We start from the raw sequence: 22,122 nt of genomic DNA on the forward strand, positions 1-22,122 counted from the left end.
ATCATAACCATCTCAATGGTGTCTGTGCTGCTAACCAACCATTGCCTCTTCTAATGCCCTAACGTCTTGGCCGCCATACAGCGTATTCACCAGCTCTCCTTTAGGATTAAATACAAAAGTAACGGGTACCCCAGTAATATCACCTAAGCCTAAGGCAAAAGCAGGATCGGAACGTAGAGAGGGGTATTGAATATTCAATTGCTTAATTAGGCGATGCTGCTTATCTAGTGGCAGTGCATCATAATTTACCGCAAATAAGGCTACCGAATCATGTTTGTGCTTGCGGTAAAAACGGTTAAGAGCGGGGATTTCTTCAACACAGGTTTTACACCAACCAGCCCAGTAATTAATAAGTACCCATTTCCCTTTCAATGAAGCAAAAGAAATATCCTGTCCTTGAATGTTACGCAGTAGCACATCAGCTTGGCTTGCTGTAGTGAGCGTCATTAGTAGGACAGCAGAGAGTAATGTTTTTATTAGCGAACTCATGATTACCTTAATAGCGGGGATTTCAACATGGGGATAGTATAGTGAATTCGCTATAAAAAAATAATACTATTTTTTAAAGTCGGTACTATTTTTTACAAATAAGCGTCTATACTTCTCTATGATTTCAACATAACTAAGGAAAGTAATCATGTACAAGAAAATTTTGGGAGTACTCGCATTAGCATTTTCTTTAATTCTTTGCCCAACTGCATTTGCAAATAATGCTTGTGGCGAAGGCATGAAGCAAATGTTGGGGTCTTTAAAGTTGGATGATGCGCAAAAGGAAAAAATTAAGCCTATTTTAGAAAGCATGAAATCAACCATGCAACAAAGTGGTGAGCAGATGAGAGATTTAAGTAAACAAATCAATGATCAAGCTATTTCACCAAATATGGACCAATCTGCGGTGAGTGCTTTAGTTGATAAAAAGACTAAGCTCCTCGGTGATATGATCAAAGCTAAAGTTTCTGCAAAAAATCAAATTTACGCAGTGCTTAATGATCAACAAAAAACTCAATTACAAGGTATGATGAAAAAAATGGAAGACAAAATGGCAGAGAAGTTTAAAAGCTGTCATGACGAAGAATAATCCTTCCGTATCTTTTTTTCATGTCAAGGCATCCAGAATATCTGGATGCCTTTTTCTTTAGTGCGGCTTATCTTGTTCGAAATTCATACTAGCAAAACCATTTAAACTAGGCCTTGAATTTTGTATTCACCGCATCCATCTAGAAAATACCACGGTAGGAAAACGTTTTTTTTTGAACTATGCTTAAATTAGGCAGCCAAATAAAGATCAATTTTCCGTTTGAACCGGGATTTTTGATTTCATTAGGAGGTGGCGCCATGCGTGATATTAAAGTAGAGCGATTAACTTATGGCATGATGGTCCGTGAAGGCGCAGGCGTTAAGTTACATCGCTACATCGGTATTGAGCGGACGGATGAATTTGAGCCGTTACTCTTACTCGATTATTTTGACAGTAGTAATCCTATGGATTTTATGGCCGGTTTTCCCCCGCACCCTCATCGTGGTTTTGAAACCATAACCTATTTACTCGATGGGAGTATTACCCATGAAGATAACAAGGGGCACAAAGGAACTATTGGTCCTGGAGATGTGCAGTGGATGACTGCTGGCAAGGGGATTGTGCATTCGGAAATGCCTTCAGCAGAGCGTGGGCGTTTAACTGGTTTGCAATTGTGGTTGAATTTACCTGCGGCTGAAAAAATGCGAGAGCCTCGTTATCAAGAGCTCCAAAGTGCAGACTTGCCTTTAGAGCATCATGCTTCTGGGGCGGTAATTAAAGTGCTTGCGGGTACTACAGACAAAGGAACGACTTCACCAATTACTGATATTGCAACGGCTCCTTTATTTTTTGATATTAACTTGCCTCTGGGAAGTAGCATTCAACAGCATATTTCTGCAGATTATCAGGCCGTATTATTAGTAATTTCTGGAGCAATTTTAGTTGGTGAACAATTGATACCGCAAGGTGGATTAGCTAAGCTGAGTGTCGGTGACGTGTTAACTCTAACCGCTGAAAAAGATAGCCAGTGTTTGCTGATCGCCGCGGCGAAGCTGCATGAACCGATTGCGCGTCATGGTCCTTTTGTAATGAACACTGCAGGAGAGGTCATGCAAGCATTGGATGATTTTCGCCAAGGTCGGTTTTAGATGTAGCTTGATTACTTGCAGTCACGGCTTTTTTCGTATGTGCTGCCAGTTTTAGAGACGCCTGGTTGCAGGCAATCAGGCTTGTATTCTTCGTTAACGTCTCCAGCGAGTTCCCACTTATCATCCCCCAAAAGTTCTCTCCCCAAAAAACCAGAAAAACATTTTTTTGGTTCTATCGGATTTTTGGGCGAGGAAAACAAAGTTGAGGTTGATAGCGTGGCAGAAGCAAAGGATACAACTACATCTTCTGCACGCGGTCTTTTTGATTAGAGCATGCTATCTTGAGGTGTTAACTAATAGTCAACCATTGGCTTAATAACGACTCCATCGTTTTACGCGCCTGTTGTAATGAGTCTGAATCATTAACCGATGGTTTATGCAAATCATCACAATGTGCTGCGCCGAGAATTAATTGATAATCTAAATTGGAGTTGATGGCATTGCCATTTTTTTCCGCCAATGACAGGGTTGACCAAGGATCTTGTTCTCCATTGGTAAAGAAAATTTTAGACACTAAACTATCCGTTAAGGGATAATAAAGGGTCGCATTTAGGGTTGCTGTTTGTGCGGGTTGAGTCAGCTGAAACAAACGCTTACATACCTGATGATGATAATCTAAATTGATTAAGGTAGAACGTGTAGATAGTTCCGGATTAGGATGGGCATTTTGCCAGTAACCATACTCCGTACAGGATTGGTAATACCATTGGCGCATTGATAACCCTTGGGTATTCGTATTCACCGTTTCATCCATCGCACCCTGCGCGGTAAAATCAACTGCGCTAAGCCCTGAACTTTGGTAGAGTTTATGCGCCATTTCCGCATAGCCAACTAAGGGACTGACACTAGATGAAAGCGTTGTGCAGAACTCATCTTTTTCCCCATATTGCACCGCTCCTGCACCGATATCTGCAATTAGGTAGAGAAAATCAATTGGATCATCTACCTTGCTTGCCCCAAAGAGCTCTTTTATTTGGGCCAACTGGCTCGCATTGCCTAAGCTCGCTTCTACAGCATGGAATACCTCGCGCATTTGCTCGGCGCAGTGAGGCCCAACTACTTTGGTAACATGCTGATCATATTCAATAAAATCTTCTTTAGCCATCACTGGTGCAGAAGAGGCCAGGGCTCCTGCTACTAAATAGGGGAATTTTAAACGATAGTAGGCCGAAAGAGAGCCAGGGTACGAACCACCAAATGCGATCCAGCTTCCCGTCCAGTTTTTTTGCTCGCTGATGTGACGTTGAAAATAAGCCAAATCATCTAATGCAGCTTCAGTTGTTAAAAAGCGTAAGTTTTTGGCTGATAAGCTGGTAACTGGGATACTGGCACCGTAGTAACGATGTTCTAAGGCAATGAGTTTGGCGTGAAATTTTTGCGCGTAGTGCCTAATTGCCCCATTCAGCGCATTGGGTGTGCATGTGGCTTCACCACAAATATAGAAAAATACTGGTGCGTTATCTTCTGGTCCGTAACGTTCATCAATGTAGTAACGTTGAGCAAAGGTGCCGCGGGTTGGGGTGTTATGGTCAATCAGCTGTTGGAAATTGTATTGTTGGGTTGTCGCTACGGTTTTGAAGCTATTTTTTGCCTCCAGTTTTTGCTGCATGTAACGCTCAACGGGACCTGCATGGCTTGATAAACTCAGCGCGCATAAACTAGCACAGAGGGAAATAAATTTAATATTAAACATCATCGTCCTTAATTGTGTTTAGATCGCTTTTGTGGCATTATGTTCAAAATGTAATTAGTGAGGAAGATTTATGTTAAAGAAACTCCTTGGAATCACATTGGTTTGCTGTGCTGCCGATGCTTTTGCAACGGAAACTGTAAATTTATATCATGCCCCATTAAGTAATTTAAAGCATTTTCCCTTGAAGCAAAAAGTAAAAAAAATGGCGGCTCGTTCCATGAGTACCGCTACTTCAGATTCTGTAGAGAACAGTGTTTTACAAGAGGTAAATCAAACCAAGGACAAGGGACAGATTATTACGCGCTATCAACAGCTGTATCACGGTATTCCGGTGGTGGGAGCGCAAGTAATGATTAGCGCAGGCACAAATCAAAAGAATTTAACGAATAACAATGCCCAGTTAATGGACATTTGTTAGATAACATTCAACTCAATACTCAGCCCACCTTAAGCAAACAACAGGCGCTAGCGGTCGCTAAAAAATCCTGGCTTAATTTTAATCCCCAGACACCAATCCAAGCGGAGCAAATTGAGTTGCAGATTCGCGCGGAGTCTGATACCGAATTAAAGCTGGTTTATCAGGTTTCTTTTAAGAGCATGGAAACCAATAACAAACCGGCTTGGCCATTCTTCCTCGTCGATGCTCAGACAGGGGAGCTCATCAAACAATGGAATAATGTTAAGAATTTTGCCGATATTGGTCCAGGTGGTAATGAAAAGGTTCATGAATATTGGTACGGCAAAGAAGGCTTGCCCGCATTAGAAGTACAACAAGCGGGAACTGTATGTACTATGGAATCCCCTATGGTGAAGTTAGTTAACCTAAATTCTGCTTGGGATTGGAGTGGCATGATCTCTACTCCGTTTAGCTATCAATGTAACAACAACCAAGAAGAACACATCAATGGGGCTTTTTCACCCAGGAATGATGCGTATTATTTTGGGCATACGATTGTGAATATGTATCGTGATTGGTACGGGGTCAATGCGTTGCAGAAACCCGATGGTTCACCCAGCCAATTGGTGATGCGCGTGCATTTTGGTTCAAGTTACGATAATGCCTTTTGGGATGGACAATCCATGTCTTTTGGCGATGGTGCCGAGATGTATCCTCTAGTGTCTTTGGATGTGGCTGGTCACGAAGTAACCCATGGTTTTACCGAGCAGCATTCGAACCTTGAGTATTATGATCAATCAGGTGCGTTGAATGAATCTTTATCGGATATGGGGGGGCAGGCTGCACGTGCTTATTTATTGGAAACGACACCACAACTGTATAATAAAGTGTACTTAGAAGCGGATGTGATCACGTGGGGAATAGGTGAAACCATCATGCGGGATGAGTTTGGCAAGGCATTACGCTTCATGGATTACCCCTCATCCGATGGAAGTTCTGCCGATTGTATGAATAAGAGTTTGGCGCAAAGTAATGGCGCTTATTGTGCGATTAGCTATGACGATGTGGTGAGCTTTGCTCAGGAAAATATCCCTGGACCGCAAAACCAACAAAGTTTTATTGTGCATACGGCCAGTGGCATATTTAATAAGGCTTTTTATTTGATGGCGAAAAGCATTGGCATTAAAAAAGCCTATCATGTGATGGTGATTGCCAACAGCAAGTATTGGACTCCAACAACGAATTTTGAACAAGGAGCTTGCGGAGTACTTTATGGCGCGCGTGATTTGGCGGTTGATACCAACATGGTGAAAACGATTTTTGGTCAGGTTGGCGTTCCAACTACTACCTGTGCTCTTTAAGCCATGCAGCTTGGTTGCTTACCGCTGTATCTTATAGATATCTCTGTTAGCACTTCGTAGTCTGCTGCCATTAAGTTAAAGAAATTAATGGCAGTGTCTCGGGGGAAACCTCCACGTGTAGAGCCTGCCTATGTCGTAAGCGATGTGTACACGTTACAGTTGCTTACCACTAGCCTATGTTTAATCCATTTTTTAGCTTAGTTATAATGCACAGCGGTTTGTTTTTGTTCTAAATGCTGTCTGTCAGTCAAAAATTAGTGTATAATAACGCTCTATTTTTATTAAGTTTTCTCTTTTTTCAATCAGGAATGGAATGACTAACTTTTTGATTATCTTAGGTATATTAGTATTAACCTTGCTTTGTGTTGGGGTGATGGTGGTTAAAGTGTATCGCCAGCCTGCAGAACCACTTTCTTTGGGGCAATATTTGAAGCTTATGGTGAGTGGTGTTATTGCCTTTATTGCGGACACTTTAGGCGTTGGTAGTTTTGCGGTTAATATTGCGCTAGCTAAATTAATGGGTACTTTTCGTGATGATGAAATGCCTGCGGTGAATAATGGCGCTCAAGTAATTCCTGGAACGATTGAATCGTTGTTTTTCATGCAATTAATCAATGTCGATATGACCACACTGTTAACTCTGGTTGCTGGGACCTGTGTGGGGGGCTTGCTGGGTGGTTTTGTGATGAGCCGTCTGAGTAAGCAGGCCGTTCGTTTGGCAATGATGTGTGCTTTTGCCTTAATAATCTTTTTATTAATTGCGCATCAGTACCGTTGGTTTCCCATCGGTGGTGAATTAACCGCCTTACATTCCTGGAAATTAGTGATAGGCTTTTTTGCCTTGATGGTTTGTGGTGCCTTGACTTCAGTCGGTGTTGGCTTATTTGTGATGGTACAAGGCGTTTTGTTTTTGATGAACGTTTCTCCTGCAGTCGCGTTCCCCATTATGACTACTGCCGGTGCAATGCAGCAGCCTTTAACGACGCTCGTCTTTTTGCAACAAGATAAAATTCCCTTAAAGAAAACCTTGGTATTAAGTCTCGCAGGATGTCTTGGGGTTTTCGTGACTATTCCCTTGTTTATGCACTTAACAGTTACCTGGTTGCATTTATTACTTTTATGCATCCTTATTTATAATTTCCAGGCTGTTACGCGTACCTATTTACGTAACCGGGCTGGCAAACGCTATGCTTCTGTTGCTGCTTCTGCACCACTTGCTGCTGCTGAATAGTCCTATATAAATATACTCAAGCGCAACAAGCATTTTGGAGTCGCTTGGGTATATAGTATAATTAGTCCCCATTTTATTAAAAAAGTATGTACTATGGATGAGCCAGTCAGTAAATCACAGAAAAAAAGAGATGCCGATTTTTTACAAAAAATAGGTGTAAAGTTTATCGATCTTAGTTTGGCTAAGCTGGATTTATTACCTCTTCCAGATAATCTTTATAAAGCAATTGTTGATGCGAAAGCCATTAAAAGTCATGGCGCGAAAAGAAGACAGGCACAGCTGATTGGTAAATTGATGCGTGCCGCCGATCATGAAGAAATTCTTGCTGCTTACGAGCGTATCGCTGAGGAAGAAAGCTCGGTTACGGCTTCATTCCATGAGGTAGAAGTTTGGCGCGATCGCTTAATTAATCAGGGCAAAGAGGCTTTAACCGAGTTTATCGAAACTTATAGCCCAGAAGAAGTTCAACAATTAAGACAATTAATCAAAAAAGCAGTTGATGATCAGCAAAAGGAAAAAAATACCGGTGCTGCCAAAGCTCTTTTTCGCTATTTAAGGTCATGCATTCTATGAATTATTCCTTATTCGTCAGCTGTCCCCGTGGGTTAGAATATCTATTGGAGGCGGAGGTAAAAGCTTTAGGCTTAGCGGTAACTCGGGTTAGCCCGCAAGGGGTCTACGGCGAAGCCAGCCTTACGGTAATTTACCAATTGTGTCTCTGGTCACGTATTGCCAACCGCGTACAACTTATCCTATTTAGTGGTTATGGCAGTACGGAGCAAGCGTTGCATCAATTGTGTACGGATTTTCATTGGCAGACAGTTTTTTCTCCAGACAAAACTTTGGCGATTGAGTTCCATGGTAGCTCGGAGCACATCCGCAATACGATGTTTGGTGGGCAAGTTGTTAAGGATGGAATCGTAGACCATTTTCGGCGATTGAAAGGCGAACGTCCCTCGATTGATAAAGAAAAACCGCAGATTTTAATTCATGCTTATTTGAAAAATGATGAAATTACAGTGAGTTTTGATTTAACTGGGTATAGTTTGCATCAACGAGGTTATCGAACTCAATCGGGTAAGGCACCCATTAAAGAAAATGTGGCTGCTGCCTTATTAATCCGTGCTAAATGGCCAGAGTTGGCGGCCCAGGGATATACTTTACATGATCCCTTTTGTGGTTCGGGCACCTTGGTAATCGAGGCTGCTATGATGGCAACTCATGTCGCCCCAGGTTTATTGCGCCAGGATCAATCACTGCAATATTGGGCTCAACATCAAGAATCTTTATGGGAAAAATTGCGTTCTGAAGCTTTGCAACAGGTTAAGCCTTTACCGGTCAAATTATTAGGAACCGATGAGGATCATAAAGCAATAGAACTCGCCCGCGCGAATGCCGAGCGTGCCGGGGTAGCTCCCTTGGTCGAATTTACCATGTCGGCGATGAAACACATTAAACCCCCTGTGGAAAAAGGTTTGCTAGCCTGTAATCCTCCATATGGTGAGCGTTTAGGTGATACCACACAATTAGTGCCGGTATATCAACAACTGGGTACGGCTTTGCACGAGCATTATCAAGGTTGGAAGGCTGCGGTAATCACCTCCAGCCCTATTTTAGCTAAAGCGATAGGCTTACGTTCTAACAAGCAATATACCCTATATAACGGTGCTTTAGAGTGTAAATTGTATTGTTTCGACATTAGTGGCTCGAACGAGTTGAAGGGGGCAATGAGCACCACCTTATCTGAAAACGCACAAATGTTATTTAATCGCTTGGAAAAAAATTATAAGCATTTACATAAATGGGCACAAAAAAATAATGTTTCGTGCTATCGCGTTTATGATGCAGACCTACCTGAATATGCCTATGCAATTGATATTTATAACGATCATGTGGTTCTTCAGGAATATGCTCCCCCTGCGAGTGTTCCGGCGCATAAAGCAGAGCGCCGCAGCTTGGACGTGTTGCAGGTTGTGCCACGAGCTTTGAGCATTGCGGCAGATAAGGTGGTGGTAAAACAGCGTAAACAGCAAAAGGGTAGTGAGCAGTATCAGAAGTTAAGCCAAACACGTCACACCATGGTGGTGACGGAAGGACAAGCGAAGCTAAAAGTAAATTTGTATGATTATTTAGATACCGGTTTATTTTTAGATCATCGTCCGATTCGTTTAAGCTTTGCGAAGTTAAAACCTGGTATGCGTTTTCTTAATTGCTTTTGCTATACCGGGACTGCGAGTGTACAGGCGGCACTTGCTGGTGCGCAGACGACGAACGTGGATCTATCCAATACCTATTTGCGTTGGGCGGAAGAGAATTTTCGTCTCAATCATTTAGACTTATCACGGCATCAGTTTGTGCAATATGATTGTCGTGAATGGCTGCGTATTACGCGCGATCGTTTTGATGTAATCTTTTTAGATCCTCCCAGTTTTTCTAATTCAAAGCGCATGGCGGATACTTTGGATATTCAACGTGATCACGTGATGCTGGTGAATGAGGCAATGCGCTTACTAAACCCAGATGGAACCTTGTATTTTTCAACCAATTTCCGTCAGTTTAAGTTGGATCCCCAGTTGATGGAAAAGTATGCGGTACAAGATATTAGTGCGCAAACGATAGATCAAGATTTTAAGCGGAATCATAAGATTCATTATTGTTTTAAAATCAGAATGCGACAGTTTGCGTAGGGAATCGCCATTACGTTTAGGTTGGGCCATGGGACCCAACCTAAAATTACTTACAATTTATTCTCTTCAATAACCCCACCATAAACCTGAACTTGCAATGATTTCATATACCCAGCCATGAAAAACAGCTCCGCAACTAAAAATAAAGGAGCAATCAGCAGTTGTGATAAATTATCCATAAACGCAGGTTTTCTACCCTCGATGTAGTGGCCGTATAGCTGTAGTCCCCAGCCGACAACAAAAGTAATAATAAACGTCCAAACACCCAATGTTGTTGGGCCATAGGCGCTAAACCAATGGGCTATCCATAATAAAAACAACATAATCGGGGTAATAGCTAAAGCCAACTGCCAATTCAAGAGAAAATAGTAAACTAAAATGGCTATAGTTGCGAACCAGGCAAGGTTACTGGCGAATACTCCAGGAATGATAATTTGGATGAAGCCTAATAAAATCATCAAAGAAAGAACAATCAGTGGCACTCCGGCAAAATGCGTATAACGAGTAGTGGCGTTTTGATGATAAGTTGCATAAAACTGTGCTTGTTCAACAAAGGATTTCATTTTTAAGTGTCCTAGTAGTTTTACTCTTAAAAACATAGCACATAATTTTGATGTTATAGGAAATTCAAAAGTAAAAAGGGCGAGTTTTGTTTCGTTATAATTGAGTTTATAAGGTTTGTCTTTCTGAGCTACTCACCTGGAGTATCCCAAAACAACTTCTTTTTGTTCAGTATTTGATCCGGTGTAAGCTACACTTAGATTAATGGTTAAAGCAAACCCCATCATCAATTGCTGAGACAGATGATAGTAATAGTTCTTACATTTTAGCTAGTCAAAGGTATAAGTTCCTACTACGTACAGTACATTACCATTGGTTGACGAGCCAGGAATATAAGCCGCTTTTAATGATACTTTATGGATAAAGAAGCCGGCCCAAGGAACCGCGCCTGGAAATGGAATATTATGCATTATATCTGGGCGTGAAGTGATCAGGACCGAATAACCTAACCCGGCCTTAATGTTTTGGTTGAGCGAAGCCACAAATAAATGGGCATAGCCAATCACTGGTTCTACATTTTTATGAGAGTCAAGAAATGCAAAAGCATAAAGACCGTGCCAATTGCCACGCTCATCAAAAAAGCCTTTGCCTAATCCACCGCCCCATGCCAATTCATTATATTTTTTCTCACGTATGCGCTCAGGGCTATAAGTATAGCGGTTGTGCCATGCGTATCCGGAAATGTAAAGGTCAGTTTTTCCTTCAGTCCATACTTGGTGGAATCGTTGACAAACGGGTTTAAAGATTTTGAGCCAGTGGCTGCAACTTTCTGTTTCTTCCGCAGAAAATGCATTTAAGGAAAACAGCATTAATACGCCGATAACTAACTTTCTCATTTAATTTTTAACCTATACCCAGGCTTTCAACTAGAATTAAAAGCATAGTTCTTAATGCAATATGTAACAATATACTCATAAAACAGGATGCATACTACCATGGACTTGTTTCGCAAAAAAGAGATTAGTAACTCATTGGAGAGTGAATCGCATTTAAACAGATGTTTGACGGCGGTTGATCTCATCTTTTTTGGCGTTGGGGCGATTATTGGTGCGGGGATTTTTATTTTAACCGGGGTTGTTGCGGCAACCAAAGCGGGGCCGGGAATCGTTTTTTCTTATGTGCTTGCGGGCGGGGCGAGCATCTTTTCCGCATTGTCTTATGCAGAGCTGGCGGCAATGATTGGTGGTTGTGGCAGTGCTTATGGTTATGCTTATGCTGGCTTTGGTGAGTTAATTGCCTGGATCGTGGGTTGGGATTTGTTGTTGGAATATGCCATTTCGGTATCTGCAGTTTCTGTCGGCTGGGGAAGTTATGCAAATGACTTTCTTATGGCCATTAAAATTAATCTTTCTCCCTTACTTTTACACGGACCTACTGATGGCGGAATTTTAAATTTACCCCCAATGTTTATCATTGCTTGCTTAACGGCATTATTAATAGCAGGTGTAAAATCCAGCTCGCGAATGAACAATGTTATTGTAACGGTTAAATTATTAGTGGTTCTTTTATTTATTATCATTGCTACTAGAGAGGTACGGGTGGAAAATTGGTCACCTTTTTTGCCTTTTGGCTGGACTGGGGTGATTGATGGAGCGGCATTAATATTTTTTGCCTATATTGGCTTTGATGCGGTATCTACTGCTGCAGAGGAGGCGATTAATCCCCAACGCGATATGCCACGTGGCATTATTGGTTCTTTGGTGATTTGTACCGTCTTATACATCATTGTTGCGGGATTGCTTACGGGGATCGCGCCGTACGCCACTTTAAATGTAGCCTCTCCCATTAGTAATGCATTATTACATCTCGGCTATAAGGTTGCTGCAGGGTTTATTAGTGTGGGAGCGATTGCTGGTTTGACCACCGTTATGTTGGTATTGTTTTATGGCTTAACACGGGTTATTTTGGCGATGTCCCGTGATGGCTTGTTACCGAAAGCGATTGCCAGCACATCAGAACATCACCATACACCAGCACGTATTATTTTGCTGTGTGGTTGTATTATGGCTATTTTATCTGCCTTTGTTCCCATCGATGTTTTAGCGGAATTAGTGAACATTGGTACTTTGTTTGCCTTTATTATCGTTTGTATCGGTGTATTGTATTTACGATACAAGCATCCTGAGCTAGAGCGGCCGTTTAAAACACCGGGCATGCCTTACGTGCCGCTTTTAGGTATATTGAGCTGCCTGTATTTAGTAATTCATCTGCCATGGGTGACCTTGATGCGGTTTCTCATTTGGATGGTTTTAGGCTTGGCTGTTTATTTTATTTATAGCTATAAGAACAGTCTCTTGGCAAAGTAGGCTCGTCACACCATTCCCTTGGATGACAATGCCCCTTATCCCCTTCAGGTAGTTAATTACCATGCAATGACCAATTATGGCAAAAATACATCATTGACTTAAGTCCTGTCCTTGCTTGGCGGGAAAAGGCCAAGTTTTTTTATTTTTCATTTACATAACATCTAAATCTTTAATTGAAAAAGCATCTAAAAGGGTACAAACTAGGGCCCTCTTTGGTTAAAGACGACAGGAGTTGGTAACGAAATGGAACAGTTACAATCAGTGCATGTTCAAGATAAGCCTAATACTAGTGGCCGAGGGAAAGCGGATAAGACGTTGATTACCATTGGGAATGGATGTCGGTTGACGATTGCGTCGTCGCAGCTTTTAACGCAGCAAGCGACATCAATCGCTTTATCATTACCCGCTGCTCAATCTGTTGATGCGGCATATCAATTTTTAAAGGTTCATGTTGACTCTCGCGTACCTATTTATGGGGTCAATACCAATTTTGGCGATCAAGTTCGTTATATTGACGCGGCCATTAAAGAAACAGACGCTCTGGATTACCATAGTGAGATTAATGAGCGTCAAGAAAACATCATACGCTCCTTATCCTGTGGTTTGGGTTCCATCGTTTCGCCTCATATTGTGCGGGCAACCATGATGCTGCGTGCGCATTGTTTGGCCCAAGGTTATTCCGGAGTTCATCCCGAATTAATTAATGCGCTTTTGGATTTTCTTAATGCGGGAATTACACCTGTCGTTCGTTGTTATGGTTCTATCGGTGCCAGCGGCGATCTTATTCCTTTGGCGATGATTGCGGCGGCATTAATCGGAGAACAGGTCGCGGTAAGTTATCAGGGTAAGGTGATGATGGCGCCAGAAGCAATTCAACATGCGGGGCTTAAGCCATATAAGCCGGTAATGCGCGATGGCTTGGCATTGATCAATGGCACCTCATTTATGACCGCAATTGCTAGTTTAGCAATACATGATTTACAACGTCTCTTCCAGCAAATGCTTGCCGCAATCGCGATGACTTTAGAGGCCTTACTGGTGATCAACAGTGCTTATCACCCCATGGTCCATCAGTTAAAACAACAAGCAGGTGAATGCGACATCAATCAGTTTTTTACTGATTTTTGGCAAGGTAGCCAGTTATTAACTGATTTAGATGAGTTACGGGCAACTGATTACACGCATAAACCTGTACAAGATTATTATTCAATTCGCTCGGTTCCTCAAGGTTTTGGTCCATTCCAGGAAAATCTGCAACGCGCTATTGTCTGGATTGAAAATGAAATGAATTCAGTCAATGATAATCCGGTTATTGATGTAGCTGAACAAAATATCCATCATAGTGCTAACTTTATGGGGTACTATGTGACGGATGCCTGTGATATTTTGAAAATGAATATTGCACAAGCATCAACATGGATCCATGCTTTATTGGCCAATTTAGTTCATCCGCGTAAAAATCATGATTTGCCGGTGAATCTGGTTCCTAATCCCAGCAAGCATAATGGTTTTCGTTCTATGCAGTTGTTATCTGCCGCTTTAGCGGTACAAAATCGCAAATTGGCGCAATCGCATCAGGCGTATACCTTACCGACTGAGGGGGATAACCAAGACGTGAATAGTTTGGGAACCCATGCAGCCTTAGATTTTCAAGAGTCAGTTGCTAATTTAGAACGGCTTACCGCCATTTTATTTCTCGCAGCAAGCCAGGCATTGGAATTACGGGGTATTGAAAAAGCGGGTCAAAAGGCTCAATCCATTTATCAGGTAATTCGCCACTATTCGCCAACTATAGAACATTGCCGGCCCATGTCTGAGGAAATCGCAGTTATTATTAAGCTGTTAAAAGATGGAGTTATCTAATGTTGGCCTATATGTTTCCTGGACAAGGTTCACAAAAACGGGGAATGGGGCAGGATTTGTTCGAGCAATTTCCTGAATATACGGCTCAAGCAGATACTGTATTAGGCTATTCTATACGTGCCTTATGCCTGGAGGACGCCCAGCAACAGCTTAATAAAACCCAATATACGCAGCCGGCGCTTTATGTCGTTAATGCCTTGTCTTATTTAAAGGTATTAGCGGACGGCCAGCCCAAGCCTGATTATGTGATCGGGCATAGTTTAGGCGAGTATAATGCGCTATTTGCTGCTGATGTTTTTGATTTCGTCACCGGTTTGGCTTTGGTTAAAAAGCGTGGGGAGTTAATGAGTCAAATGCAGGGCGGGGGGATGGCTGCTGTGATTGGGCTATCAAGCCAAGAGTTGACTACCTTACTTGAAGAGCAGGGGTTAGCAGGAGTTAGGATTGCAAATTATAACTCTTATCAGCAGATGGTTATTTCAGGCCCTCAGGCAGATATTCAACGGGCGCAGCCTCTGTTTGCGGGTATGGACAAGGTTTCTTTTATCCCTCTCTCCGTAAGTGGTGCTTTTCATTCGCTTTATATGCTGAGTGCCCAGCAAGCTTTTGCTGAGTTTGTGCATGATGTTGAGTTCGCGACGCCAAGCATTCCGGTAATCGCCAACGTTGATGCGGCTCCTTATCATCCGGCAGTGGTTAAAAGTAATTTAATTCAACAGATAGCCCAACCGGTATTATGGACTAAAACCATTGAATATTTGCAGACTAAGCCTAATATTCACTTTCAGGAAATTGGCCCAGGAACCGTGTTAAGCGGTTTACTGCGACGCATTAATAATAAGGCGTAAAAACTATTTATCTATAAAATCAACCAATTGCCCGTAACAATAACATTAGATACAATGACTTAGAACAGTTTAAAAGGAAGTTAACGTGCGACAATTATCTCATTTATCCCTAGCCTTTGCTTCGTTGTGCTGTACCTCCCAGGTTATGGCGTCTGACTTTAGTTTACCTTTTGTTAACTCCGCAGGCTTAGGTGTTGCTTATGCAGATTGGGCCACCGCTGCAGATGATGCCAGTACCGCATACACGAATCCAGCAGGGATGGTGAAATTGCCACATCAACAGGTCGTTGTTAATGCATTGGGGATTACCGGGACTGCTAATTTTACCGGTACGGCACGTACTCCGGCCTTTCCATTCCCTGAGCCCATCGTGCAGTATGGTGTTGCTCATAGTGGGATTAATGCCTTCATGCCTTCCTTTTATTATACTGCGCCATTGGGCAATCGTGTGAGTGCGGGGGTGCATTTTACTACCCCATTTGGATTAGGCACGAATTATGGTTCTACACCGGATGTTATCACGCGTTATGCTGCAACGCGCTCACAGGTGGTTGGTATGGACATGGGGCCAAGCCTTGCGGTTAAAATTAATGAGCGTTTTTCCATTGGTGCAGGCTTTGATGCCTTACGTTTAGCCTTCACTTTAAATAATAAATATGGCCCACCATGGTCATTTATGGGGGACTCCACCTTAAAAAATCATTTAACAGGTTGGGGCTATGGTTGGAATGCCGGCGCTTTGTTTGATGTGACTGAGCAAACGCGCATTGGTTTTAGTTACAATTCATTGATTTCGATTCATACCACCGGACATAGTACGGTTTATGCTCCAAATAACGGTCCCGCACTATTTCGCACCTCGGCGCAAAAAACTGATGCAGCACTGCCGGCTCGTGCTCAGTTAAGCTTACAGCATGATTTCACTACACGCTGGACAGGAATGTTTACTGCATTTTATACCAATTGGAAAACATTCAATAAAATCACGATGAAACATACACAGACTCCATTGGGGGTGCCCATTTCGGTGACTATTCCTTTTAATTACCATAATTGCTTTGATTATTCTGTTGGGGCGAGCTTTAAGGCGACGAATCAGTGGCTATTACGTGGCGGGCTGCAATTTATGAATACGCCCTCCAATAACCAAGACCGCGGGGTTGCCGATCCTATCGGCAGTGCTACGGTTGCGGCAATTGGTGCACATTTCCAAGCGTCGGAACTGTTAGGCTTCGATTTTGGTGTAGGACATTCTTTCTTTAAGCAAATGCCGATTAACTATGCTTCTCAATTGACGGCACTTAAAGGACACACCAATACCCAAACAACGGTGATCGGTGGCCAGATTAATTGGAGTATTGCGTAAAGATTTTTAAAAGGTTCTGTTTGGTTTTTGAACTATAATTAATAGTAATCTTTATTAAGGATTCTAAAGAACCCAGGAGTCATTATCATGGATCTAAACAACCTGATGAGTCAAAGTCCCAAGGTGATGAGCGTAATTGAAGCCATAAAAAATGATCCTAACTTTTTAGCGGAATTAAAGGCGAGCCCTCAAGAGGCATTGAGCAAGATTGGTGTGGAGCTCAATGAAGAAGAATTAGGTATGGTGCAAAAACTAGAAAATTTTGAAATAGAAGCCGAAGGGCTTTTCAATAAAGCAAAAGGCTTCTTTGGCTTTAATGATACTCACTAAAATTTTGCTCTCGCCTGGTTGCCATCCACCAGGCTGTAATTAAAGAATCTTTTCATCCAGCTTTGAAAATGTAACCACCGTATTACGGCCTTTTTTCTTGGCTACATATAAGGCTTTATCTGCTAATTCAATAAGCTTTTCTGTATCCTCACTGTCTGTTGGGTACATGGCAATACCGATGGATATACTAATAGGGCCAATGGGTTGAGCACCATATTTGAGATTTATTTTTGTTACTTCAAGCCTTATTTGCTCAGCCCTTATTTTGGCGTTTTCTAAGTCCATGTTATGTAGAATGAGAACGAATTCTTCCCCTCCATATCAGGAAGCTAAATCCCCGGTTCTCGTGGCATGTTCTAATACCGAGCCAACTTCTTTTAACGCCATGTCTCCAGCATCATGACCAAAGGTATCATTAATTTTTTTAAAATGATCTAAGTCAAGCATCAATATGGCAAACGAGCTTTTTTCTCCTTTGGCACGGAGTTTTTGTTTGAATAACCCATCCTCTAGGAAACGTCGATTAAACAAGCCGGTTAATGGATCGCGTATGGATTGATGGCGTAGGTTATCTCGCAGGCGCACATTGGCCAATGCCAGGGCAGTTAGCTCCGCAAAGGCGGTGATAAGGAGCTGTTGATCATGGTTTAATGTGAAGGATTCTTTCGCAATTTCCATATATAACAGACCATAAATATCGTTTTGTGCCATCAAAGGTACACACATGATGGTATTCATTACATCGTCTTCAAAATGGAAATGCTCACAAACTAATTCATGGTGTGATTTAACGATTTTATGGGGACGTCCAAGCCTGATTGCCCAGCATTGTTCAGGGTTAAATATAGCTTCTTGAGTGGTTGGAGTTCCCCAACGACCCACCATCTCTAAGTAGTTTTTTGACGGATGCATGACATAAAGATAGCCGCTGCAAAAAGTGAGCAGTTGTTGGGCATATTTGCCCATAATGTTGCTTAATTCTTCCAAAGAATTGGTTGCCAGCATAATATCGCTCATATCAATCATTAGGGTTATTTGTTCATTTTTCATCTCTAACTCTTTGATGCTGGCAGTTAGCTTTTTATAGGATTCTTCAAGCTCGGTATGTTCGCGTACACGGTTGGTTATGTCGCTAACATTGTGTACTAAGCCATTGACTTCATTACGTTCATTGATGATGGGGATGGAACTTAACTCAAAAATATTCTTTTTCCCTTCGTGCTCAAATTCAAGCACCGTAATTTCTTTATCATAACGTAGCGAATTAAGCCAGGATTGGGTGAGGTTCGATTTGTGTTCAGGAACCTTGTCAAAGACCTTTTCGAAGGTCATGCCTTGGGTTAGGGAACAATCGAATATTTTCTTGAATTGAGTTTGGTACAGTTCATTAAAAATTTGCACTTGATTGCTCTCATCTAAAGCAGCAATGCCGTCACTAGTGCTTTCAAGAATTTGTTTTAAATAATTTCGTACATCGCGGTTTTTATATTCGATAATTTTCCGGTTAATTAATTCAAAGTTGGCCAGGATGAACGGCACGATTAACAAAACCATACTGATAAGACTACCAAAAATGATGAAGAGTTCACTGGCATAAACACCTTTCATTAAGGCTTCATTTCTATCTTTAAGCAAGACTTGCTCTATGGCTTTAATTTCTCCTCCTACACTTTTTACTTGTTCAGAAACTTCATTGTTTTCATAAAAATTTGCCAAACTTTCAGGAGTATTAAATTGATTTTTGTTTTTCAGTTCGGCTAATTGCGAGAGCAGGGCAACACGTTCTTTAGCTAATTTGGTAAATCGAGAGACTCGCTCATTTTGTTCTGTATAATCTCGGGTGAGGGTGTTGAGATTGTTTAAATGAGCGGTCAGTATGGGTTTGAATGACTGTACATCGGTTAAAAAATTCTTGTTCTCGGTAATTAGATAAGCTCTCTGGGCTGACTCCATCGCAGTTAAGGCATATAAGGCGCTATCTACCTGTTCAGTTACTTTATAGGTGTGAATAACCCACTGATTGGCTTCTGTTAAGGACCGGAGTTGCCAATAGGATTTCCCGCTAATCATTACTAGAATTAATAAGGCGATAATAAATAAACTATTTAACAAAAATTTGTTTAACTTAATTGGCCTTATTTTCCAAAGAAAACTTGGTTTCCTTTGTTTGTTATCATGCCTATCCATTGCCTAGCTCACAAATTTTATGTATACAAATTAAATTATAGCCGTCTTTAATAAGTTTCTCGAGCATTATGAGGGGGGGCTGATTTAAGGAGGAATCAACGAAGTGCGGCAAGGGGGTTAGCAACCAAGTTTTCCTAAAATCCGCAATATTGCGTAAAATTATCGACAAGATGCGCTATTTCCTCTACATTGTTTTTTTGTCGATTACTACACCGCTCTTATGCCAATAACTATGAATCATCTTAAAATTTGGTTCCCTAAAAAAGGAACTCATCCGCTTGGTGGCCTCGTAAATGAGTTTCGGCTGATTGAGCAAAGCATGTTTTATCAAGAGCGAGGAGAAGCGTTAACTTTATTAACAGATTTTAGTAGTAATGCAGGCAGAGATGTTCCTTATGTTACTTCTTTTTGCGCGAAGTATAATATTTCCTTAATAACAACCGATGATATTAAAAAAGAATTAGTTAAGGGCCGTTGGCGGGATGGGAAAATACAACTGAAATTATTTGAAATGGCGATGCTCGAGCTAACGCATCCTGCGGGTCATCCCGTTATTGCTTCCGATATTTTCAGACTATTATCGCCGACATTAAAATTAGGTGCCTATTCAGATCTGGATAAAAAGATTAGCTATAAGCAAGAGCAAGGAGCTATGAGCTCGCTTCCTGACTTGGTTTTAAATTTAACTTTGGATATGTCGGTGGTGCCTATTGAACTCGAGTATCTGAATACAGATTTTATCTATGCGCAGAATACGGAGCATGGTTTTCTTGTGGACCATCGTAAAGCCATTTATACGAATTACTTAAGTTTTGATTTTATTTCTAATATTACTCTGGATTATCCAGTCACTATTTTTGGAAAATCGACGGGATTAGATGAGCGGGCGCTCAATGAATATCGGCAATTTACGCAAGATTATTTTGCCGCGCATTCAGAAAAAACTGCGCATAATATTTTAGATTTTCGACAGGCGTTAAAAGAAACTTATCCTCAAAACTTTGAACTCTATTTTTATTTTTATGTCGTGGCGATTTCAGGCCCAGGCGCTCTTCTCGGTACTCTGAAGAGGCAGATTCTGAGGGTGATAAAAGAAATTGCTGATTGCAGTGTTTCTAAAACTTCTATCTGTTTGGTAAATGAGGCCTCGAAAGGGGCGAGTGATTTATCGTGGATGGAGGTGGGACTTGGAACGCTTAGAGAGCAAGCAGATCAAATAACCCGAGCGACAACGACCATTCAACGATTTTGGCGCAGCCATAAAAAAGAACCTGAAGTACTAGATACAAAGGCTTGTACGTCATATGGGCTACATTAGTCATCATTGCGACTAGTGAAGAATCCAGAGCCGAGCTTTACCGAGGTGCTGTCCTGGATTGATTCACCAAGGGGGGCCATGACGAGGCCTGCCAACAAAAACAAAGTTATTCTGCAGGTACCTTACGAAAACTTACGGCCAGACGATTCCAGCCATTAATGGCTACGATGGCTATTGTCAGGTCCACTGCTTCATGCTCATTAAAATGCCCGCGCATTTCTTGATACACCTCATCAGGTACATGCGTTTCTGATAATAAGGTTACGGCCTCTGCCCAAGCGAAAGCCGCCCGCTCACGTGCGGTAAAAAATGGTGCTTCACGCCATACGGCAACGGTGTTTAATCGTCTTTGCGACTCACCTGCTTTAATTGCATCGGCACAATGCATATCGACACAAAAGGTACAGCCATTGATTTGCGAAACCCTCAGTTTTACCAGTTCGAGTAATAATTTATCTAGGTTGGAGCTGTTAACGTACTTTTCAACGCCCATCATTGCTTTTAGTGCGTCTGGGGAAGTTTTATAAAAATCGATCCGCGCATTTGTCATTCTAATCTCCATATAAGACATTGATTTTAGGCATTATTTTTCTTACCAAACTGTCTGAAAGAAGCTATTTTACAAATAAGGCTGCTAAAGAAAAAAATAGACGTGATTTACCAAAAAAGAAAGAAAAAGTATCGTTCAATTTGCTTGAGATAGTACGGGTTTATAGCGGCTCAAATCACCGCGGTCAATCCGCGGTAATTCGAGAGATTATTGCTCAAGTCCAATGTAAGGATAATTAAGAAACTAACACCACAATTTTGCCGATTTGTTCATTAGACTCCATGTACTGATGGGCCTCGACAATTTGCTCTAATTTAAATGTGCGAGCAATTTTCGGCTTAAAGATTTTATTTTTAAGATGCTCCGAAACATAACTCACTCCTTGAGCCAGTAAGTGCGGGTTGTTTGTTAGTTCGAACAAGGTATAACCACGAATGGAAAAGCCTTTTGCCAAAGCATTGAATAAAGGGTATGGGGTGGGCTCACTGGATAAGGCCCCATATTCAAAGATTGTCCCTTGATTTGCTACTGCTGCGGCAAGTTTTTCAATTCCTGGCCCGCCAATGGGGTCGAAAACAATCCGTGCACCTTTACCTTGGGTAATTTCGTGTACGCGCGTCGGTAAATCTTCTTTATCCGTGACAATAATATGATCGGCACCAAGTTCTCTTAAAGCTGACTCTTTCTTGGCTGTGCGCGTGGTTGCAATGCTAATAGCTCCTTGAGCTTTGACTATTTCAATGGCGGCAACTCCCACACTACTGCTGGCGGCGGTAATGAGGACATAGTCTCCTTTGCTAACTTTGCCATAGTGAACTAGTGCACCGTAGGCAGTTAGATATTGCATCCAAATAGAGGTGCCTTCTGCAAATGAAAGCTCTTCGGGGTATGCCGCAAGAGCGTATGCAGGTACAATGGCGACATCGCCATAAACGCCATACCGGCTCATATTAAAGCAGGGAATGGTACTGAATTTTTTACCAACCATTTCTGAGTCTACACCCATGCCTACTGCCTCAACAATTCCAGAGGCTTCATAGCCTATTTGGGAAGGGAGCTGTGGGTCTGCTAAATACCGACCTCTACGAAACATGACTTCTGCTCGATTTAAACCAATGGCATGTACTCTTAATCGTACCTCACCAGGAGCGGGGCTGGGCAGAGGCTGCTCTTCAATTTTTAATACCTCTGCGTCTCCTGTTTCATGAAAGCGAACAACTTTAGCCATTTCCGTCATAATTTTTCCTTGTTATTTATA

17 protein-coding genes and 2 pseudogenes are annotated in these 22,122 nt (G+C 41.8%); 12 read left to right on the plus strand and 7 right to left on the minus strand.

Annotation, left to right across the window (positions count from 1 at the left end):
• Window positions 1-30: 30 nt before the first annotated feature.
• Window positions 31-489: a TlpA disulfide reductase family protein gene (locus J2N86_RS00075; protein ID WP_252580104.1), complete on the minus strand. Its 459-nt coding sequence runs from the start codon at window positions 487-489 to the stop codon at window positions 31-33.
• Window positions 490-637: 148 nt separating this feature from the next.
• Here J2N86_RS00075 and J2N86_RS00080 point away from each other — a divergent pair, with 148 nt between their 5' ends.
• Together J2N86_RS00080 and J2N86_RS00085 are read left to right on the plus strand one after the other, a co-directional pair.
• Window positions 638-1,078: a Spy/CpxP family protein refolding chaperone gene (locus tag J2N86_RS00080; RefSeq protein WP_252580105.1), complete on the plus strand. Its 441-nt coding sequence runs from the start codon at window positions 638-640 to the stop codon at window positions 1,076-1,078.
• A 257-nt stretch (window positions 1,079-1,335) separates the two neighbouring features.
• Window positions 1,336-2,166 (plus strand): pirin family protein, encoded by an 831-nt coding sequence (locus J2N86_RS00085; RefSeq protein ID WP_252580106.1) that lies wholly within the window; start codon window positions 1,336-1,338, stop codon window positions 2,164-2,166.
• A 289-nt stretch (window positions 2,167-2,455) separates the two neighbouring features.
• Here J2N86_RS00085 and J2N86_RS00090 read toward each other — a convergent pair whose 3' ends face one another.
• Window positions 2,456-3,862: a S28 family serine protease gene (locus J2N86_RS00090; RefSeq protein ID WP_252580107.1), complete on the minus strand. Its 1,407-nt coding sequence runs from the start codon at window positions 3,860-3,862 to the stop codon at window positions 2,456-2,458.
• A 67-nt stretch (window positions 3,863-3,929) separates the two neighbouring features.
• Here J2N86_RS00090 and J2N86_RS00095 point away from each other — a divergent pair.
• The 4 genes and pseudogenes from J2N86_RS00095 to rlmKL all read left to right on the plus strand — a co-directional run bounded on the left by J2N86_RS00095 (window position 3,930) and on the right by rlmKL (window position 9,535).
• A pseudogene (locus J2N86_RS00095) lies at window positions 3,930-5,617 on the plus strand (M4 family metallopeptidase).
• Between the two features lie 313 nt (window positions 5,618-5,930).
• Window positions 5,931-6,848, plus strand: coding sequence for a sulfite exporter TauE/SafE family protein (locus tag J2N86_RS00100; protein WP_252580108.1), 918 nt, complete (start codon window positions 5,931-5,933; stop codon window positions 6,846-6,848).
• 93 nt (window positions 6,849-6,941) lie between these two features.
• Window positions 6,942-7,421, plus strand: a complete 480-nt coding sequence (gene yjgA, locus J2N86_RS00105) for a ribosome biogenesis factor YjgA (protein WP_252580109.1) — start codon at window positions 6,942-6,944, stop codon at window positions 7,419-7,421.
• Entirely contained in the window at window positions 7,418-9,535 is a 2,118-nt protein-coding gene (rlmKL, locus tag J2N86_RS00110) for a bifunctional 23S rRNA (guanine(2069)-N(7))-methyltransferase RlmK/23S rRNA (guanine(2445)-N(2))-methyltransferase RlmL (protein ID WP_252580110.1), read from the plus strand. Before yjgA ends, rlmKL begins: the two co-directional genes overlap by 4 nt.
• 50 nt (window positions 9,536-9,585) lie before the next feature.
• Here rlmKL and J2N86_RS00115 read toward each other — a convergent pair whose 3' ends face one another.
• Window positions 9,586-10,098 carry an Mpo1 family 2-hydroxy fatty acid dioxygenase gene (locus J2N86_RS00115; protein WP_252580111.1) on the minus strand — a complete coding sequence of 171 codons (513 nt, stop codon included), beginning with the start codon at window positions 10,096-10,098 and terminating at the stop codon, window positions 9,586-9,588.
• 267 nt (window positions 10,099-10,365) lie between these two features.
• Window positions 10,366-10,932 carry a lipid IV(A) palmitoyltransferase PagP gene (gene pagP, locus J2N86_RS00120; protein WP_252580113.1) on the minus strand — a complete coding sequence of 189 codons (567 nt, stop codon included), beginning with the start codon at window positions 10,930-10,932 and terminating at the stop codon, window positions 10,366-10,368.
• A 99-nt stretch (window positions 10,933-11,031) separates the two neighbouring features.
• Here pagP and J2N86_RS00125 point away from each other — a divergent pair, with 99 nt between their 5' ends.
• From J2N86_RS00125 to J2N86_RS00145, 5 genes are all read left to right on the plus strand, one after another.
• Window positions 11,032-12,402 carry an amino acid permease gene (locus J2N86_RS00125; RefSeq protein ID WP_252580114.1) on the plus strand — a complete coding sequence of 457 codons (1,371 nt, stop codon included), beginning with the start codon at window positions 11,032-11,034 and terminating at the stop codon, window positions 12,400-12,402.
• A gap of 243 nt (window positions 12,403-12,645) precedes the next feature.
• Window positions 12,646-14,265 carry an HAL/PAL/TAL family ammonia-lyase gene (locus tag J2N86_RS00130; protein WP_252580115.1) on the plus strand — a complete coding sequence of 540 codons (1,620 nt, stop codon included), beginning with the start codon at window positions 12,646-12,648 and terminating at the stop codon, window positions 14,263-14,265.
• On the plus strand, window positions 14,265-15,113 hold the full coding sequence (gene fabD, locus J2N86_RS00135; protein ID WP_252580117.1) for an ACP S-malonyltransferase: 849 nt from the start codon (window positions 14,265-14,267) through the stop codon (window positions 15,111-15,113). Before J2N86_RS00130 ends, fabD begins: the two co-directional genes overlap by 1 nt.
• 85 nt (window positions 15,114-15,198) lie before the next feature.
• Window positions 15,199-16,479: an OmpP1/FadL family transporter gene (locus J2N86_RS00140; RefSeq protein WP_252580119.1), complete on the plus strand. Its 1,281-nt coding sequence runs from the start codon at window positions 15,199-15,201 to the stop codon at window positions 16,477-16,479.
• Window positions 16,480-16,566: 87 nt separating this feature from the next.
• On the plus strand, window positions 16,567-16,809 hold the full coding sequence (locus tag J2N86_RS00145) for a hypothetical protein (RefSeq protein WP_252580121.1): 243 nt from the start codon (window positions 16,567-16,569) through the stop codon (window positions 16,807-16,809).
• A gap of 39 nt (window positions 16,810-16,848) precedes the next feature.
• Here the strand turns inward: J2N86_RS00145 and J2N86_RS00150 are convergent.
• Window positions 16,849-18,996, minus strand: a pseudogene (locus J2N86_RS00150) (diguanylate cyclase).
• Between the two features lie 232 nt (window positions 18,997-19,228).
• Here J2N86_RS00150 and J2N86_RS00155 point away from each other — a divergent pair.
• Window positions 19,229-20,314: an IQ calmodulin-binding motif-containing protein gene (locus tag J2N86_RS00155; RefSeq protein WP_252580123.1), complete on the plus strand. Its 1,086-nt coding sequence runs from the start codon at window positions 19,229-19,231 to the stop codon at window positions 20,312-20,314.
• Window positions 20,315-20,420: 106 nt separating this feature from the next.
• Here the strand turns inward: J2N86_RS00155 and J2N86_RS00160 are convergent, their stop codons facing one another.
• Together J2N86_RS00160 and J2N86_RS00165 are read right to left on the minus strand one after the other, a co-directional pair.
• Complete coding sequence (locus J2N86_RS00160) at window positions 20,421-20,864, minus strand: carboxymuconolactone decarboxylase family protein (protein WP_252580124.1); 444 nt, start codon at window positions 20,862-20,864, stop codon at window positions 20,421-20,423.
• Between the two features lie 235 nt (window positions 20,865-21,099).
• Window positions 21,100-22,101, minus strand: coding sequence for a zinc-dependent alcohol dehydrogenase family protein (locus J2N86_RS00165; protein WP_252580125.1), 1,002 nt, complete (start codon window positions 22,099-22,101; stop codon window positions 21,100-21,102).
• Between the last annotated feature and the right edge of the window lie 21 nt (window positions 22,102-22,122).

This window comes from Legionella lytica, assembly GCF_023921225.1.
Lineage (GTDB): Bacteria > Pseudomonadota > Gammaproteobacteria > Legionellales > Legionellaceae > Legionella > Legionella lytica.